Annotated in this window: 17 protein-coding genes and 1 tRNA gene; 1 reads left to right on the forward strand and 17 read right to left on the reverse strand. The window is 60.4% G+C overall.

Features of this window, described 5'->3' with window-relative positions; genetic code table 11:
* Positions 1 to 180 precede the first annotated feature (180 nt).
* The 16 genes from HCG46_RS09235 to HCG46_RS09310 all read right to left on the reverse strand — a co-directional run bounded on the left by HCG46_RS09235 (position 181) and on the right by HCG46_RS09310 (position 13756).
* Positions 181 to 711 (reverse strand): RNA pyrophosphohydrolase, encoded by a 531-nt coding sequence (locus HCG46_RS09235; protein WP_055658263.1) that lies wholly within the window; start codon positions 709 to 711, stop codon positions 181 to 183.
* Between the two features lie 30 nt (positions 712 to 741).
* Positions 742 to 1887: a divergent polysaccharide deacetylase family protein gene (locus HCG46_RS09240; protein ID WP_208984457.1), complete on the reverse strand. Its 1146-nt coding sequence runs from the start codon at positions 1885 to 1887 to the stop codon at positions 742 to 744.
* 118 nt (positions 1888 to 2005) lie between these two features.
* Positions 2006 to 3337, reverse strand: coding sequence for a S41 family peptidase (locus tag HCG46_RS09245; protein ID WP_023001676.1), 1332 nt, complete (start codon positions 3335 to 3337; stop codon positions 2006 to 2008).
* Positions 3334 to 4713: a peptidoglycan DD-metalloendopeptidase family protein gene (locus tag HCG46_RS09250; RefSeq protein WP_055658261.1), complete on the reverse strand. Its 1380-nt coding sequence runs from the start codon at positions 4711 to 4713 to the stop codon at positions 3334 to 3336. Before HCG46_RS09250 ends, HCG46_RS09245 begins: the two co-directional genes overlap by 4 nt.
* Positions 4714 to 4994: 281 nt before the next feature.
* On the reverse strand, positions 4995 to 5486 hold the full coding sequence (locus tag HCG46_RS09255) for a GNAT family N-acetyltransferase (protein ID WP_168685891.1): 492 nt from the start codon (positions 5484 to 5486) through the stop codon (positions 4995 to 4997).
* 30 nt (positions 5487 to 5516) lie between these two features.
* A complete protein-coding gene (rlmH, locus tag HCG46_RS09260) occupies positions 5517 to 5999 on the reverse strand; it encodes a 23S rRNA (pseudouridine(1915)-N(3))-methyltransferase RlmH (RefSeq protein ID WP_168685893.1) in 483 nt (160 codons plus the stop codon).
* Between the two features lie 80 nt (positions 6000 to 6079).
* Positions 6080 to 6463, reverse strand: coding sequence for a ribosome silencing factor (gene rsfS, locus HCG46_RS09265; RefSeq protein WP_023001680.1), 384 nt, complete (start codon positions 6461 to 6463; stop codon positions 6080 to 6082).
* A 230-nt stretch (positions 6464 to 6693) separates the two neighbouring features.
* Positions 6694 to 7329 carry a nicotinate-nucleotide adenylyltransferase gene (locus HCG46_RS09270; RefSeq protein WP_228148058.1) on the reverse strand — a complete coding sequence of 212 codons (636 nt, stop codon included), beginning with the start codon at positions 7327 to 7329 and terminating at the stop codon, positions 6694 to 6696.
* A 62-nt stretch (positions 7330 to 7391) separates the two neighbouring features.
* Positions 7392 to 8672: a glutamate-5-semialdehyde dehydrogenase gene (locus tag HCG46_RS09275; protein ID WP_168685895.1), complete on the reverse strand. Its 1281-nt coding sequence runs from the start codon at positions 8670 to 8672 to the stop codon at positions 7392 to 7394.
* A gap of 95 nt (positions 8673 to 8767) precedes the next feature.
* Positions 8768 to 9892 (reverse strand): glutamate 5-kinase, encoded by a 1125-nt coding sequence (proB, locus tag HCG46_RS09280; RefSeq protein WP_023001683.1) that lies wholly within the window; start codon positions 9890 to 9892, stop codon positions 8768 to 8770.
* Complete coding sequence (gene obgE / locus HCG46_RS09285) at positions 9892 to 10938, reverse strand: GTPase ObgE (protein WP_023001684.1); 1047 nt, start codon at positions 10936 to 10938, stop codon at positions 9892 to 9894. Before obgE ends, proB begins: the two co-directional genes overlap by 1 nt.
* Before the next feature lie 46 nt (positions 10939 to 10984).
* Positions 10985 to 11527 (reverse strand): GNAT family N-acetyltransferase, encoded by a 543-nt coding sequence (locus HCG46_RS09290; protein ID WP_168685897.1) that lies wholly within the window; start codon positions 11525 to 11527, stop codon positions 10985 to 10987.
* Positions 11527 to 12096: a GNAT family N-acetyltransferase gene (locus tag HCG46_RS09295; protein ID WP_168685899.1), complete on the reverse strand. Its 570-nt coding sequence runs from the start codon at positions 12094 to 12096 to the stop codon at positions 11527 to 11529. The genes HCG46_RS09290 and HCG46_RS09295 overlap by 1 nt, the downstream gene beginning before the upstream one ends.
* Positions 12093 to 12698: a GNAT family N-acetyltransferase gene (locus HCG46_RS09300; protein WP_031269624.1), complete on the reverse strand. Its 606-nt coding sequence runs from the start codon at positions 12696 to 12698 to the stop codon at positions 12093 to 12095. Before HCG46_RS09300 ends, HCG46_RS09295 begins: the two co-directional genes overlap by 4 nt.
* Positions 12699 to 12836: 138 nt before the next feature.
* On the reverse strand, positions 12837 to 13106 hold the full coding sequence (gene rpmA, locus HCG46_RS09305; protein ID WP_006933726.1) for a 50S ribosomal protein L27: 270 nt from the start codon (positions 13104 to 13106) through the stop codon (positions 12837 to 12839).
* Between the two features lie 50 nt (positions 13107 to 13156).
* On the reverse strand, positions 13157 to 13756 hold the full coding sequence (locus tag HCG46_RS09310; RefSeq protein WP_023014642.1) for a 50S ribosomal protein L21: 600 nt from the start codon (positions 13754 to 13756) through the stop codon (positions 13157 to 13159).
* 633 nt (positions 13757 to 14389) lie between these two features.
* Here HCG46_RS09310 and HCG46_RS09315 point away from each other — a divergent pair.
* A tRNA-Ser gene (locus tag HCG46_RS09315) sits at positions 14390 to 14479 on the forward strand.
* A gap of 163 nt (positions 14480 to 14642) precedes the next feature.
* Here HCG46_RS09315 and HCG46_RS09320 read toward each other — a convergent pair.
* Positions 14643 to 15251: an NAD(P)-binding domain-containing protein gene (locus HCG46_RS09320; protein ID WP_168685901.1), complete on the reverse strand. Its 609-nt coding sequence runs from the start codon at positions 15249 to 15251 to the stop codon at positions 14643 to 14645.
* Between the last annotated feature and the right edge of the window lie 41 nt (positions 15252 to 15292).

Below are 15292 nucleotides of genomic sequence, written 5' to 3' on the forward strand. Positions count from 1 at the left end.
GAACCCAGGACCTACCCCGCATTTTGGTCCGGATGTTAGCCGCGCCGAGTCAGCCTGTCTGTTTGAAAAACGACAAGCGGGACTCCAATGCTGACGCTTTGGAGCACCTCACGGACAAAAAGCACCGCGAACCCAGCAGGTTCCAGGGGGCTTTTCAGCCCGTGTTGGATGAGCTTCGTTTTACGAGGTCAGATGTGAAAACGCGGCAACCACACGCTCATAGACCGGGCGCTTGAACGGCACGATCAAACCGGGCAGCCGGTCGGCATCTTCCCAGCGCCACTCGCTGAATTCCGCGGTGTGGCCGTCCGGTGGCGTGAGGATATCAATTTCGTCTTCCGATCCGTCGAAGCGGTAGGCGATCCAGCGCTGAGCCTGACCGCGATACTTGCCCTTGCGCGATGCGCGGACGACGTCTTCTGGATAGTCGTAGGCGAACCACTCCGGGGCTTCTTCCAGAAGGGAAACGGACTTGATCGAGGTTTCCTCGTAAAGCTCGCGCCGGGCAGCCGGCTCGGGTGCTTCGCCCTTGTCGATCCCGCCTTGCGGCATCTGCCAGCAATATTCGTAGTTGGAGGAACTGCCCCCATCATCGCGGCTGCCGATCCAGACCTTACCTGCCTTGTTGATCAGCATGATACCGACGCAGGGCCGATAGGGAAGACCGTCGACGGGTTCCGGAAATCCCGGTCCGAGTGCCAGCTTCGTCACGAATACCTCTTGGTGCTCAATTTCTCAGAATTATCGATCGATGGTCGCGCTGACGGGGACCAGCTGGAGACCGCGCTCTTCAAGATCCTGCACCCACTTTTCCAGCTGGCGCACGGTCACGGGCAATGCGGATGCGGTCGCCACCGCGACACCGCGGGCACGGGCAACGCTTTCAAGCTGCAGCAGCTTGGCGTTAATGTCGTCTTCACGCGGTACTTCGTCCAGCACCACGTCCACCCCACTGAAGGGAACGCGCATTTCCTTGGAGACATCATCGGCGATGGACCGGGAAGATGTGCCGTTGTCGGCGAACATCAGGCCACGCGCCTTCAGTTTTTCCAGAAGGAACTCCATGGAGGGTTTCGTCGCCGTGAAACGCGCGCCCATTTCAGGAATGACGCCGACATAGTTGGTCGCCCGCGTGAGCAGGAACCCAAGCCGATCCATCATTTCATTGGGGCGCAGGCTGACCAGCAGCGTGTGCGGGCCCGGGTCATTGTCGGGAAAATCGAACGGCTCCAGCGGCAATTGCAGCAGCAATTCATGGCCCTTGGTCCGGGCCTGCTGCATCCACAGGTCCAGGTCTTCACCATAAGGGGCAAGTGCAAAGGTCGTATCGGCCGGCAACCGGGTAATAGCGTTCTGGGTACCGGTTTCACTCAGGCCGAGCCCGGTCACGATGACGGCAATTTTCGGGATCGAGGTGAACTCGCGAACGATGGGCCGGGAATAGGCATCCAACGGACGGATCCCGGCATCGCTGACCTTCGGCAGGAAGCCGAAATCGGACCGTTCGCTTACACGGCTGTCCGGATTGATCGACAGGCCAGTTACCGGAGCTTCCGGGCCCAGTCCGTCCGGTCGCATGACCATGTCGTAGCGCGGGCCAAGCAGATCCTTGCTGCTTTCCGGACGCAGGTTCGGGCCCAGGTCACCGTTGATGCCCGGGCGGATCTCGACCACTTCGATGTCCTGGGAGGTCACGCCTTCGACAATGGCGTCGAGCGGCAGAACGGCAACGGGTTCTCCGCCAAGCGGGTCGTCGACAACAGTGATCCAGACGAGCGTAGAAGTGAGGATCACGCTCAGAATACCGACCCCGATAAGACCGAACGGCAGCCTGACCAGCCGCCGCTTGCCCATGCCTAAAGGAGCTGTGAGATCTTCGCTCGACATATCGTCCTGAGCCTATTGCCCGGTTTCAGGATGTCCCCGAACCGGAAAGTTTGTTTTTGATATACGCAGAACGAGAACGACAAGTCGCGCGCCGGCGGACCGGCGCGCGTTTTTTGATTTAGTTTTTGACAGCCGCGCTGTCGGAGACCGGCGGGAAGGCGCTGTTCACCTGATTACCGCGCAGAAGGTCGAGTGCCAGGTTCAGCTGGGTGTCATCCTTCGGATCGGACGGCACATAGGCCTGGCTACCGGATTCTTCCTCACCTTCGGAAGCTTCCAGGTGGCCACGAAGCCCGGCTTCGCCCTTGGTATCGACACGGCCGACCAGATCGTCCGGCAGATCCTGCAGGGACTCAATGTCCGGCACGATGCCCTTGGCCTGGATCGATGTGCCAGACGGGGTGTAGTACCGAGCCGTGGTCAGGCGGATGGCGCCGTTGGCACCAAGCGGGATGATCGTCTGAACCGAGCCCTTGCCGAAGGACCGCGTGCCGAGGATGGTTGCCCGGCGATGATCCTGCAGCGCACCTGCAACGATTTCCGAAGCGGAGGCCGAGCCGCCGTTGACCAGCACGATTACCGGCTTGCCGGTTGTCAGGTCGCCAGCCCGTGCGTTGTAGCGCTGGGTTTCGTCGGCTTCACGGCCACGTGTTGAAACAATCTCGCCACGGTCCAGGAAGGCGTCGGAAACGGCAATTGCCTGATCCAGCAGACCACCCGGGTTGTTGCGCAGATCGATGACGAAACCCTTGAGCTTGTCTTCACCGATGTTCGCGGTCATTTCCTCGATGCCTTCCTTCAGGCCGTCGAAGGTCTGTTCGTTGAACTGGGTGACGCGAACATATCCGACGTCATCCTCTTCCCGCCAGCGAACCGAACGGATGCGGATGATGTCGCGGGTGATGGTGATGTCGAACGGTTCGGCGCGGCCCTTGCGGCGCACCGTCACCACGATGTCCGTCTTGACCGGCCCGCGCATCTTTTCGACCGCTTCGTTGAGGGTCAGTCCCTGGACCTGTTCGCCGTCGATGTAGGTGATGTAGTCACCTGCCAGGACACCCGCCTTGGCGGCAGGCGTATCGTCGATCGGCGACACGACCTTCACGAGGCCTTCTTCCATGGTGACTTCAATGCCGAGACCACCGAATTCGCCGCGGGTCTGCACCTGCATGTCCCGGAAGCTCTTCGGAGACATGTAGCTGGAGTGCGGGTCGAGGGAGGTCAACATGCCATTGATGGCGCTCTCGATGAGCTGGGCGTCATCAGGGACTTCCACGTAGTCTGACCGCACGCGTTCGAACACGTCGCCAAACAGGTTAAGCTGCCGGTACGTATCCGTTGCCGCCGCATTGGCCGCTACCGAGACATTGATCGGCATCTGGGACAGTGTCGTGATTGCTGCTGCTCCCATGAGAGCACCCACAAGCAGCAAGGAAGCTTTCCGTATCATCCGCGAGCCTTTTCTTCTTCAGTGCGTGCCCACCAGGGTGTGGGATCGATCGCACGACCGTCTTTCCGGAATTCAACATAAAGGATCGGCTGGGTCGAGCCCAAACCGAACGTCGAAGCGCTTGCCCACTGGGTTGCGCCCATCACTCCGACCGGTTCCCCGGTCAAAACAAATTGCCCCAACTCCGCATCGATCCGGTCCATTCCGGCCAGCAACACATGGTAGCCGTCGCCGGTATTCAGGATCAAGAGCTGTCCGAATGAACGGAACGGTCCGGAGTAGACCACCCATCCGTCGGCAGGTGACGTAATATTGGACCCAGGCCGTGTGGCGATAGATTGACCCTCCGTCACACCGCCGAAATCGTCTTCCTGGCCATAGTCCTTCAAAAGCGTACCGGCAACAGGCTGAGGCAGCTTGCCCTTGGCTTCCTGGAACGAAATGGCCGGTGCCAGACGCCCAGGATCCGCAAAGGGATCATACGAGCGCGACGGATTTTTCCTGGCCTCGAGTGCTGCCTGACGCGACTTTTCCGCCGCCTCCCGGGCGCTCTCGATTTCCACTTCCAGGGTCGCGATCAATTCTTGGAGAGATCCCGCCTTGTCCGCAAGTTCCGCTGCACGCTCCTTCTCTTCCTGAAGGTCCTGTACCGATCTTTGATGTTCCTGCCTTTTCGCGCTCAGAAGAAGCTCCAGCCGGGACTTTTCCTCAGCCAATCGCATCGCGTCGCCGCGCAGGCGGTTTTTTTCCTCAGCAATCACCGTCTTCAGACGGTGCAATTCCTCAAGATCTGCTGCCAGCGCCTCGGTTTCCACCTTCAGCTCCGGCATGACCGCGTTCAGGAGAATCGCACTGCGCACGGCCGACAGCGCGTCGCTCGGGCGCACGGCAAGCGCCGGTGGCGGACGGCGCCCGATTCGCTGCAGGGCAGCCAGAACTTCTGCCAGCACGTCGCGGCGAGCAATCAGCGACAAGCGCACCGCGTCCTCGTTCTCCCCCAGCGCGCGCAGCCGCCGCTCGGTATCGGTCAGTTCGCCTTCCAGGCCCTTGATCGTGTCGGACGTGCTGATGATCTTGGCATTCAACGTGTCCCGGTCGCGATCAAGTGCGCGGATTTCGCGTGCGATGGTCGCCTGCCGGTCCGTCGATACCTCGATATCGCGCGACAGCGCGGCAAGTTCCTCTTCGCGTTGTTTCTTGCGTTCCAGTGCAGCAGTCACCTCAGCAGGCGGAGCCGCCTGTTCCTGGGTGGTGGTCTCGTCGACACTTTCCGTCGATCCGGCTGGCAGGGGCAGAACGAGCAAGGCCGCAGTCAGGCCACTCAAGAGCGGGCGGAATTTCTTCCGTCTCTCGAGTTCCGAACGCGCCGCTGTCATGCGATCCGCTATCAACCTGCCTAAGCTCCCAAAGGGTTATCTTCCAATGCGATACACAGTCTGCGTTAACGAACCGTTTACCCTAGTGACCGGCCAATTAACTTCTGCTCCCACCGAGGATCGCATTCCCTCTTCTGTCTGATCGATGACCGTTACGTGGCGAATGCGGCGAGATACAGGCATTCTCGCCTTTTTCCGCCGTTTCAATCGTTAATTTTTGGTCATAGTGCCGTTACGACAACAGGTTTTCCGGCGGAAACCCCATCTCCTGTCCTTCACGATCAGTAATGTCTGTAGACAATATCCTTGGGGTCCGGGCGCGCAGCATCGACATCGAGATGCGCTCCAAGCCGTTCGGCAAGGCGCGCCGAGCGGGTGTTTTCCTGATCCATATAACTGACGAGCGACGGTAGACGGCGCTCCTGCCGTGCCCAGTCACGAAAGGCCCCGGCCGCCTCGAAAGCGTAGCCCCTTCCCTCCGCATGCTCATAGACGAACCAGCCGAGTTCATGTTCCGGAAAAAGCGGGCCATGATTGATACCGACCTGACCGAAGACCTCGCCGGAGCCGCGCGCCTCCATCATCAGGGCCCCATGCCCCATCAACTGCCATTGCGCAATGTCGTGACAGAACAGGCCCCAGGCTGCAAACCGCGATAGCGGGCCTCCCATATATTGGGATCGATCCGAGGCCATCAAATCCTCGTACGCCGGCCAGTCCGACATGGTCATCGGCCGCAGGATCAGTCTTTCGGTCTCAAGTGCCGGTATCACCGGTTCTCTCCCAGGGCTCTTTCAGAAGTCTCACACACGGTGATAAGGGTGACCGGACTGGATCGTCATGGCGCGGTAGACCTGCTCCGCCAAAAGAATGCGGGCGATCTGATGCGGCCAGGTCATGGCACCAAGAGCGAGTTTAAGATCGGCGCGGCTCAGAACTTCCTGACCGTGACCATCCGCTCCGCCAATGGCAAAGACAACTTCGGGAACACCTTCATCCTTCCAGGCTTCCAGTTTCTGGCTGAAGGCCGGGCTGGTCAGGTTCTTGCCGTTCTCGTCCAGCACCACCAGCCGCGCACCGGCATTGAGCGCGGCAAGAATTCCCCGCGCTTCTTCCGCCTTGCGGTCATCGGCGCGCTGCGCACGGCTTTCCGGCATTTCGTTGAGGATGACTTCGGTAACGCCGAGACCGCGGCCTGTCTTGCGGGCGCGGTCGATATATCGGTCGAAAAGTTCTTTGTCCGCACCGGCTTTCATTTTGCCAATGCAGAAGAGCGTAAAGCGCATAAGTCCCTGCCGGAGATCGATCCGGTGAAAAATCTGCCCGGCAGCAGACGGAGGCCCTGCCTCAGGGCCTCAATGCCGGCTCAGCCGATGTAATGCGGTGCCGCATCCTCTTCCGGTGCCCACATCTTCTCAAGATTGTAGAAGCCGCGAACCTCCGGACGGAAGATGTGTACGATCACATCACCCGCATCGATCAGCACCCAATCGCAAATGTTCAGACCCTCAACCGTTGCCGATCCGGCGCCGGCCGATTTGAGGTCTTTCAGCAAGTGCTCGGCAATCGCGCCCACGTGACGATGGGAACGACCGGACACGATTACCATGTAATCGGCCAGTGAACTCTTGCCTGCGATGTCGAGGGTAACAGCGTCCTCAGCTTTGGAGTCGTCAAGACTGGTGAGGACCGTATCGAGGAGGTCTGCCGCAAGTTCTTTACCTACGGAAGCCTGCAGAGGAGAGGACATGTCTGTCCGCCCACTTTCAAAGGTCATGGTCAGGTGTTGTGCCTTTCGCCGTTTATGCCGTCCCGCGCCCAACGTCGTCACGAACTGAAACGTCCGACTTCGTACGTCACCCGTTTTGGATGCAGGACCGGTTGACCGTACCTCGGCCGCGCTCATCGCGACCGTCCCTATAATACCGCTTCCCGTTTGGCATTTTCAAGACACGCGGAAATTCTTGGCAAATCTGCTGTTTACCGCTTTTGCCCAAGGCGCAGATCGGTGGACGATGTCCGGTCCAATGGCGTGTGCAGAAAAGTCCAGATCGGCGCCTCCATTTCCGGCAGAAGTGCCGCGTCTTCTTCCGGAAGCCTATATTTTTCATAGGCTTTTGCCATGGGAGACGACATCACTGACAAGGAGGCTCCCGGCCGGTCGACAATGGCGATCGGCACCGAGCCGACGATGTCGCGCCAGTCCTGCCAGCGATGGAAGCCGGCTAAATTGTCAGCCCCCATGACCCAAACGAATCGGACAGATGGACGCATCTGGCGCAGGGCAACCAGCGTTCTGGCCGTATAGGGTGTTCCCAGAACCTGCTCGAAGGCGGTGACCTTCATGCGTGGATGGTCGGCAAGGTCCGCCGTCAGGCGCAGCCGCCGCTCCAGCGGCGCCAGGTCCGCGTGGCTCTTGAGCGGGTTGCCAGGTGTCACCAGCCACCAGACCTGATCCAACCCCAGCCGCTTCAACACGGTCGAAGCCACCAGCCGGTGACCTGAATGAGGAGGATTGAAGGATCCGCCGAAAATGCCGATGCGGTTGCCCGGCTCGGCATGGGGCAGTTTCATCCAGTCACGGTCCAGTCCCGCGCCAAGACTCAAGGGGCTCATTCAGGCGAACTCACGATTGGTCATTACGGGCGGGCATTCCTGGCGGTCCTCAAGGGCGGTCGTCACGGGCGGGTCTGGCCGGTGCCATGCACCTTGTACTTGAAGCTGGTCAGCTGCTCCACGCCCACTGGTCCGCGTGCGTGCATGCGCCCAGTGGCAATGCCGATCTCGGCGCCCATGCCGAATTCACCACCATCGGCAAACTGGGTTGAAGCATTGTGCAGCACGATGGCTGAATCCACTTCCCGCTGGAACCGGTCGGCAGTCGCCTGATCTTCGGTCAGGATGCAATCGGTATGGTTGGAACCGTAGCGCGCGATATGCTCCATGGCAGCGTCGAGATCCGTGACAACCTTCACCGAAAGGATCTTGTCCAGATACTCCGTCGACCAGTCGTCCTCGCTTGCCGGCACGATGTTTTCGCAGATGTCGCGCACAATCGCACCGCCCCGGATCTCGCAGCCCTTTTCCTGAAGTGCCTTCACGATCACCGGCAAGTGGCTGTGGGCCACGTCTTCATGCACCAGCAATGTTTCCAACGCACCGCAGATGCCGGTCCGGCGCAGCTTGGAATTGACGACCACCTCGACGGATTTCTCAAGATCTGCCGCCTTGTCGACGAAGATATGCACCAGGCCTTCCAGATGGGCAAAGACCGGCACGCGAGCTTCGGTCTGCACACGCTCGACAAGGCTGCGGCCACCACGCGGGACGATGACATCGAGGTTGCCTTGAAGACCGCGCAGCATTTCGCCAACAGCGGCCCTGTCGGTCACCGGAACGATCTGGATCGCATCTTCCGGCAGACCGGCGGCAACGAGGCCTTTTTGCAGGGCCGCATGGATCGCCCGGTTGGAATTGATGGTGTCGGATCCGCCACGCAGAACAACGGCGTTGCCGGCTTTCAGGCACAGCGCGCCTGCATCCGCGGTCACGTTCGGGCGGCTTTCGTAAATGACACCGATAACACCCAGGGGCGTGCGCACACGTTCGATCTTCAAGCCGTTCGGCCGGTCCCAGGCGGCGATCACGCTGCCGACGGGATCGTCCAGCGCGACTATGTCCTCAAGGGCTTTGGCAATCGCCTCGATCCGCTCTTCCGTAAGTGTGCCACGATCCAGGAACGCTGCCGTCTGGCCGCCTGCCTTCATCGCTTCAAGATCGAGACGGTTGCCTGCAAGAATATCCGGAATTGCAGCCCGAACGGCGGCTGCCATTTCGGCCAGGGCCTTGTTCTTCTGGTCTGCTGGAGCGATGGCAAGGATCCGGCCGGCAGCACGGGCGCGCTGCCCGATCTCTGCCATCAAGTCCTCGGTCGTCTTTGCCTCGACTACTTCCAGCATACTCACTTGCTCCCGTTTTGCGGCGCTCACCGCCGCCAGTCTTTCCGCGTTTTAGCGCGTTCTGCCTCAAAAGGCATCCATCGGTTCGCTCACACTCACTCGAGCGCGGGCAGTTCCAGAACCAGATCGTCCCGGTGGATCATTTCCGCCCGGCCCGGATAGCCGACGATGGCTTCAATCTCGCGGCTGTTGCGGCCTGCAATCAACTGCGCCTCGTCCGCGTCATATGCAATCAGCCCCCGGCCGATGATCCGGCCTTCCGGGTTGAGCAATGTCACGGCGTCGCCGCGCGAAAAACTTCCCGATACAGATGTCACTCCGGCAGGCAGGAGGCTCTTGCCAGACGTCATCGCCTTGACCGCACCTGCATCCAGCCGGATTTCGCCGCGCGGCTCCAGATGGCCGCCAATCCAGGCCTTGCGGGCGCTGGCAGGTGAACTGAGCGCCGGGAACCAGGTGCCGCGGGCGCCCTGATCCAGCCGCTGAAGCGGGTTGAGTTCCTTGCCGGAGGTGATCACCATCGACGTTCCGGCCGCGGTCGCGATCTTGCCGGCATCGATTTTCGTCTTCATGCCGCCGCGCGAAAGCTCCGACCCGGCGCTGCCGGCCATGGATTCGATTTCATGGGTAATGCGCGGCACTTCCGGCAGGAACACTGCATCGGGGTTCTGCTGGGGCGGTGCGGTATAAAGCCCGTCAATATCCGACAGCAGCACAAGGCAGTCGGCGCTGGCCATGGTGGCAACACGCGCTGCCAGCCGGTCGTTGTCGCCATAACGAATTTCGGAAGTCGCCACGGAATCATTTTCGTTGATGATCGGTACCGCACCAAGCTTCAACAGAGTGCCGATAGTGGCGCGCGCATTGAGATAGCGCCGCCTTTCTTCCGTGTCGCCAAGGGTCAGCAGGATCTGACCAGCCTTCTTGCCATGCGCGCCGAGGGCATCCGCATAGGCCTGGGCCAGCGCGATCTGACCGGCTGCGGCCGCCGCCTGGCTTTCCTCCAGCTTCAGCGGTCCACCCGGCAGCCCGAGAATACCGCGGCCAAGCGCAATCGATCCGGAGGAGACAAGCAGCACCTCCGCACCGGCATCGGACAGCTTGACCACATCGGCGATCAGCGCGTTGAGCCAGCTACGCTTGAGTTCGCCCTGCTCGACAAGCAGGGCGGAGCCGATCTTGACAACGATGCGGCTGAAGTCTCTCAGACTGCGGGACATCAGGGATGCCAGCCCTCTTGTTCGGGTGCAGGCACCTGGTTGGCTTCTTCTTCCTTGTCCCTGTCAATCGCGCGCACGATCATGCGCAGCGCCCGGTCGACATTGAGGCCGCTGGCCGAGGACAGGATCAGCGGTTTCTGACCACAGGCTTCCTCAAGGCTCGCCGCCTTTTCGGCAATCAGGTCTTCATTGAGAGCGTCGCACTTGCTGAGCGCCACGATCTCGGGTTTCTCCGTAAGCCCGGCGCCATAGGCATCCAACTCGCCGCGCACGATCCGATAGGCTTCGCCCGGGTCTTCCTGGCCGGAGCCGTCAACCAGATGAAGCAGAACGCGAGTGCGTTCGACATGCCCAAGGAAGCGGTCGCCAAGGCCCGTGCCTTCGTGCGCCCCCTCGATCAAGCCGGGAATATCGGCCATGGCAAAGCTGCGACCGTCGATCTGCACGATGCCAAGATTGGGGTGAATGGTCGTGAACGGATAGTCGGCAATTTTCGGCTTTGCAGCCGATACCGTTGCAAGGAAGGTGGACTTGCCCGCATTGGGCAGGCCGACCAGGCCGGCATCGGCGATCAGCTTCAGCCGCAGCCAGATCCATTTTTCCTCGCCTTCAAGACCAGGGTTGGCCCTGCGCGGCGCCTGATTGACCGACGACTTGAAATGGGCGTTGCCGAAGCCGCCATTGCCCCCTTTCAGAAGCATCACCTTCTGGCCAAGCTCGGTCAGGTCGGCGATCAGCGTCTCGTTGTCTTCCTCGAAGATCTGGGTACCGACAGGAACCTTCAGCACAACGTCGCCGCCGTGCGCGCCGGTGCGGTTGCGGCCCATGCCGTGAATGCCGGTTTCCGCCTTGAAGTGCTGCTTGTAGCGATAGTCGATAAGCGTGTTCAGGCCGTCGACACATTCGATGATGACATCACCACCCTTGCCGCCGTCACCACCGTCCGGTCCGCCATATTCGATGTATTTCTCGCGCCGGAACGATACGCAGCCCGCTCCGCCATTACCAGAGCGCACATAGATCTTGGCCTGATCAAGGAATTTCATTTTCTTTTTCTCTTTTCGTCCTGTTTCAGGCCGGATCCCGATCGGATCAATGGCCGTTCAGAAAGTCTGTTCGTGTCATCTCGGTGCGAATGGCGGGCATCGTACAGCCTCGCGACACGCTGGCACAGCCCACTTCACCAACTTCCCGGAAACCCAATTTCCGGGCAACGCCGAGCGAAGCCGGGTTCTCTGTCATGGCTTCGCAGGCGACCAACTTGTGATCCGTATTGCCGAACAGCCAGGCGACCGCCGCCTGCACTGCTTCGCTCATATATCCCTTGCCCCAATAGGCACGCCCCAGCCAATAGCCGATCTCCGGGGCCTCCCGCAACTTTTTGAAGCCGATGCCACCGATCATCAGGCCGTCGCAGTCGATCTGGAAACCGAGTTCCTCCGCCTCCTGCCATGTCGACCAGCGCTCGACAGACAGCGCCAGATAAGCCCGGCCCTGCTCCAGATCGTAAGGGTAGGAAACCCGCGACAGCATCTTGGCGACTTCGTAGTCCCCCAGAAGCTCGGCGCAGCGGTCCAGATCCTCCGGGCGCGGGGCTCGAAGGACCAGACGCTCGGTCTTCAGAACGGGCGACATCAGGCCGCTTCCTTGCGGGCTTCGAAATCCGTGCGCGCCAGGCGGACGATCACGTTGGAAACCCTGCGATCCAGTGCCTTCGAAAAACGTTCCGTCATGGAGTAAGGCTTGAAACCCATTTTCCGCAGCAGACCGCGGGAGCGGAAGTTGTCCTCAAAGGCGCGCGCGGCTATGGCGTCCGTCTCGAAGGCTTCGAACGCCCAGGCGAGAGCAGCCTCTACAGCCTCGCTGGCATAGCCATGCCCCTGAAACGCCCGGCCGAGCCAATAGCCGAGTGTCGGCAGGTTCGGCAGATCATCCAGGTCACCCGGCGGTTCGATGGCAACCACCCCGATGAACACCCCACCGAGCGTAATGGCAAACAGCGCTTCGGTTTCGAACGGATCCTTGCCGACCACCGTCTTCAGGAAGGCTTCCGCAGCCCCGTCCTCATAAGGCCAGGTGAACGACGTCATCCAGCGGGCGACCTCGAAATCCTTGCCCGCCAGCGCAACCATGGCTTCGGCGTCCGACATCTCGATCGGCCGCAGGATCAGGCGTCTCGTTTTCAGCTCAGGCAACATGCTCATCGTCCCTGCCCCCATCTTTTCAATGACTTCCAGACAGCCCGCTCCAGCGTATAGCGCTCGATGGGCACCGAGCCACCCGCCCCGAGAGAGCGGATCATGGCCTGGTCGCGATACTGAAATCCGGATTTGACGAGCACCCGGCGCGATGCCGGGTTGGTGACCCTGCAGGATCCCTGCAGCTCGCCGATGTCATGATAGGTGAAGGCATGGTCGACCAGTGCATGCACCGCCTCTGTCGCCAGACCCTGGCCCCAGAAGGGTTCACCCAGCCAATAGCCGACATGCACCGGACCGCCGGGCTCGACATTGGCATACCGCGCGATGCCGATCAGCCGGCCGGTTAACTTCAGGCGGATGGCAAAGCTTGCAGAACGGGGCTGGTTGATCGCGGCCTTGGCGACCAGCGCCCGGGCATCGTCCAATGCGAAGGGATGCGGCATGGTGGAAAGGTTTGCCGCCACTTTCTTGTTGTTGGCCAGAAACACCATATCGGCCAAATCGTCCATACGCGGCTTGTCGAGCCGCACACGAACCGCTTCCTGCGGCAATGGGGCCGCAGCCAGACTGCTTTCGTCTAATAAACCGTCACTTTCAACAACCATCTTTTCCTCCAGCCAAAACAAATCAAGGGAGAGATGGCGCCCCATCTCCCCCTTGGATCTTGACTGGTCGGATTGCTGACCTGTCTCGAATTGCCGGGGTCTTACGGGACGCCGGCGTTTCGAAACTTCACGTCGGCTTTACTCCGCTGCTTCCGCTACCGGGAGCACGTTAATGTAGGTTCGCTTGTTGGCTTTCGCCTGGAACTCTACCTTGCCTTCCACGGTTGCGAAGATGGTATGGTCCTTGCCCATACCAACGCCGGTGCCCGGGTGCCAGGTAGTGCCGCGCTGACGCGCGATGATGTTGCCGGGAATCACAGCTTCCCCGCCGAATTTCTTGATGCCGAGACGGCGGCCAGCTGAGTCGCGGCCGTTGCGGGACGAGCCGCCTGCCTTTTTATGTGCCATCGTTAGAACTCCTCGTTCTTCGAATACTTTTTAGGTTCGGGAGCGGCGGCTTAGTTGCCAGCCAGTTCCTTGGCCTGCTCAACCCAATTACCGCGTTCGAACTTGCCTTTCAGGCCAGTTTCTTCTTCAACGCGTGCGACGTCGTCAGCGGACATTGCTGCGATCTGAGCGAAGGTGGTGATACCTGCTTCGTTCAGCTTCTTCACAGCTGCCGGACCGGCGCCATCGAGTTTCTTCAGGTCGTCGGCGCCTTCTGCTGCAGCCGGTGCGGCTTCAGCGGTTTCTTCAGCCTTCGGCGCTGCCTTCTTCGGCGCTGCCTTCTTGGCCGGCTTTGCACCACCGGTCAGGATATCGGTCACCTTCACGAGGGTGAAAGCCTGACGATGGCCGTTGCGGCGGCGGGAATTCTGACGCCGGCGCTTCTTGAAAATGATAACCTTGCGGTTACGGCCCTGTTCGACCACTTCGGCAACCACGGTTGCGCCTTCGACAAGCGGAGCGCCAACGGTGGTGTCGGTGCCATTGCCGACCATCAGAACCTCTTCAAAGGTGACGGTGCTGCCGGCTTCGGCATCGAGCTTTTCGACCTTCAGGAGGTCATCGGCGGCAACAGTGTACTGCTTGCCACCCGTCTTGATCACTGCGAACATGTCTCGCACGTCCTTCTTTTCGTTTTTGACACACCGGAACGGGCTGTTAAACCATCGAACCGGCTGCTTTTCAGGTCGAACCGAGGCGCCTGTCTCTCCAGGTCTTGACCCTGGCTGACAAGTCTTTGTGTCGGGTTGAGCGTGAAGCTTTTAAAGCCCGGCAGGCCTTGAACGACAAACATAACTCGAAAAAGCGAACCTTTTCGAGCCCGCGCAATATAGTCGGCCGGTTCTCGTTGTCAAACGGAAATCTGGCCTTTCTGCCGCAAAACCGCTTGTTTTCGTTTCCCTGGCGCCATCGCATTCGCGGCGGTTTCTCTCGTGGTCACCACGATTCCCGCAAACAGGGATACGCCAATCGGCGTTGACGGCCGTTATCGGGGCAAGCCGACATCCGGTCAATCCGAATCTCCACGGTGTTCCCTCCTCCCCTTCCCCGGGCTCCCTGCAGACCGCTTTTCGCGTCGCGCAAATACGTCTGCAGGCGGTAAATTCGCGCCCAGGAAGCAGACAAACCGGGCAAAAACAGCCCCAATCCACAAACTGAAAAAAGAACTCATTTCCGGGCTTGCAGGGCGCGCAGAGTGTGTCTATGTTCCGCGCCACTTGAGACCCGTACATCGCAAGTACCGCGGAGAGGTGCCGGAGTGGTTGAACGGGGCGGTCTCGAAAACCGTTGAGCGCGCAAGCGTTCCGGGGGTTCGAATCCCCCTCTCTCCGCCATATCTATCCTTGCGCTACCGCCTTCGGCTACTTTAGCGCATGGCTCCGGGTCGGGACCTTGTCTTCCCTCCTCCGCCATTTCTATTCTTGCGCTACCGCTTTCGGCTACTCGAGGACCGGGTCGTCATCGGTGTCACACGTGTGGGCCGTCGGGTCAGCTCTATCACCTGCCGCCATCGATGAAGAGTTCCAGGCCGCTCAGCGCGCCGCCGAGTTCCATCAGCCTCCCACCTGTCGCCAGCGAGCCGAGGTACACCGGGTGCAGATGGATGTCTGAAACAAGATTCTGTGCGATGGCGACAGCGTCTTCGTCGTCACCGGCCACGAACAGGACTCGCCGCAAACGTTCTTCCAGTAACGGCGCGATCATTGTGGCGACAGGAAGAGTGTTGAACGCCTTGACGACACGGGCGCCGGGGGCCAGGCGGGCGACAATCTCGCTGCCGGTCTCTTCCCCAAGGTCATCGATCTCGAACGACGGTGCATAGCTGGTGAAGATATTTGTCGCGTCGATCAGGACGCGGTTGTCCCAGTCGATATCAGGCGCAAGCACGTCGCTGAGTTTCGTCCATGGCATGGCCAGGACAACAACCGGTTTGTTCATGGCCTCCGCCGCATGGCCGGCGGTAATCCCTTTCCCAAGACGCGTGATGACATCGCGAAGACTTTCCGGCCCGCGGCTGTTGGCCAGGACTATGTTGTGACCGGCAGCGGCCAGCCGGCTGGCGAGGGTCTGCCCGAGCGACGCTGCGCCCAGAATTCCGACTTCCATCGAAGAGACTCCTTGAGAGCATATTGAAGTGAGCGCGTGGG

It is taken from the genome of Labrenzia sp. PO1 (assembly GCF_012273635.1).
Lineage (GTDB): Bacteria > Pseudomonadota > Alphaproteobacteria > Rhizobiales > Stappiaceae > Roseibium > Roseibium algicola.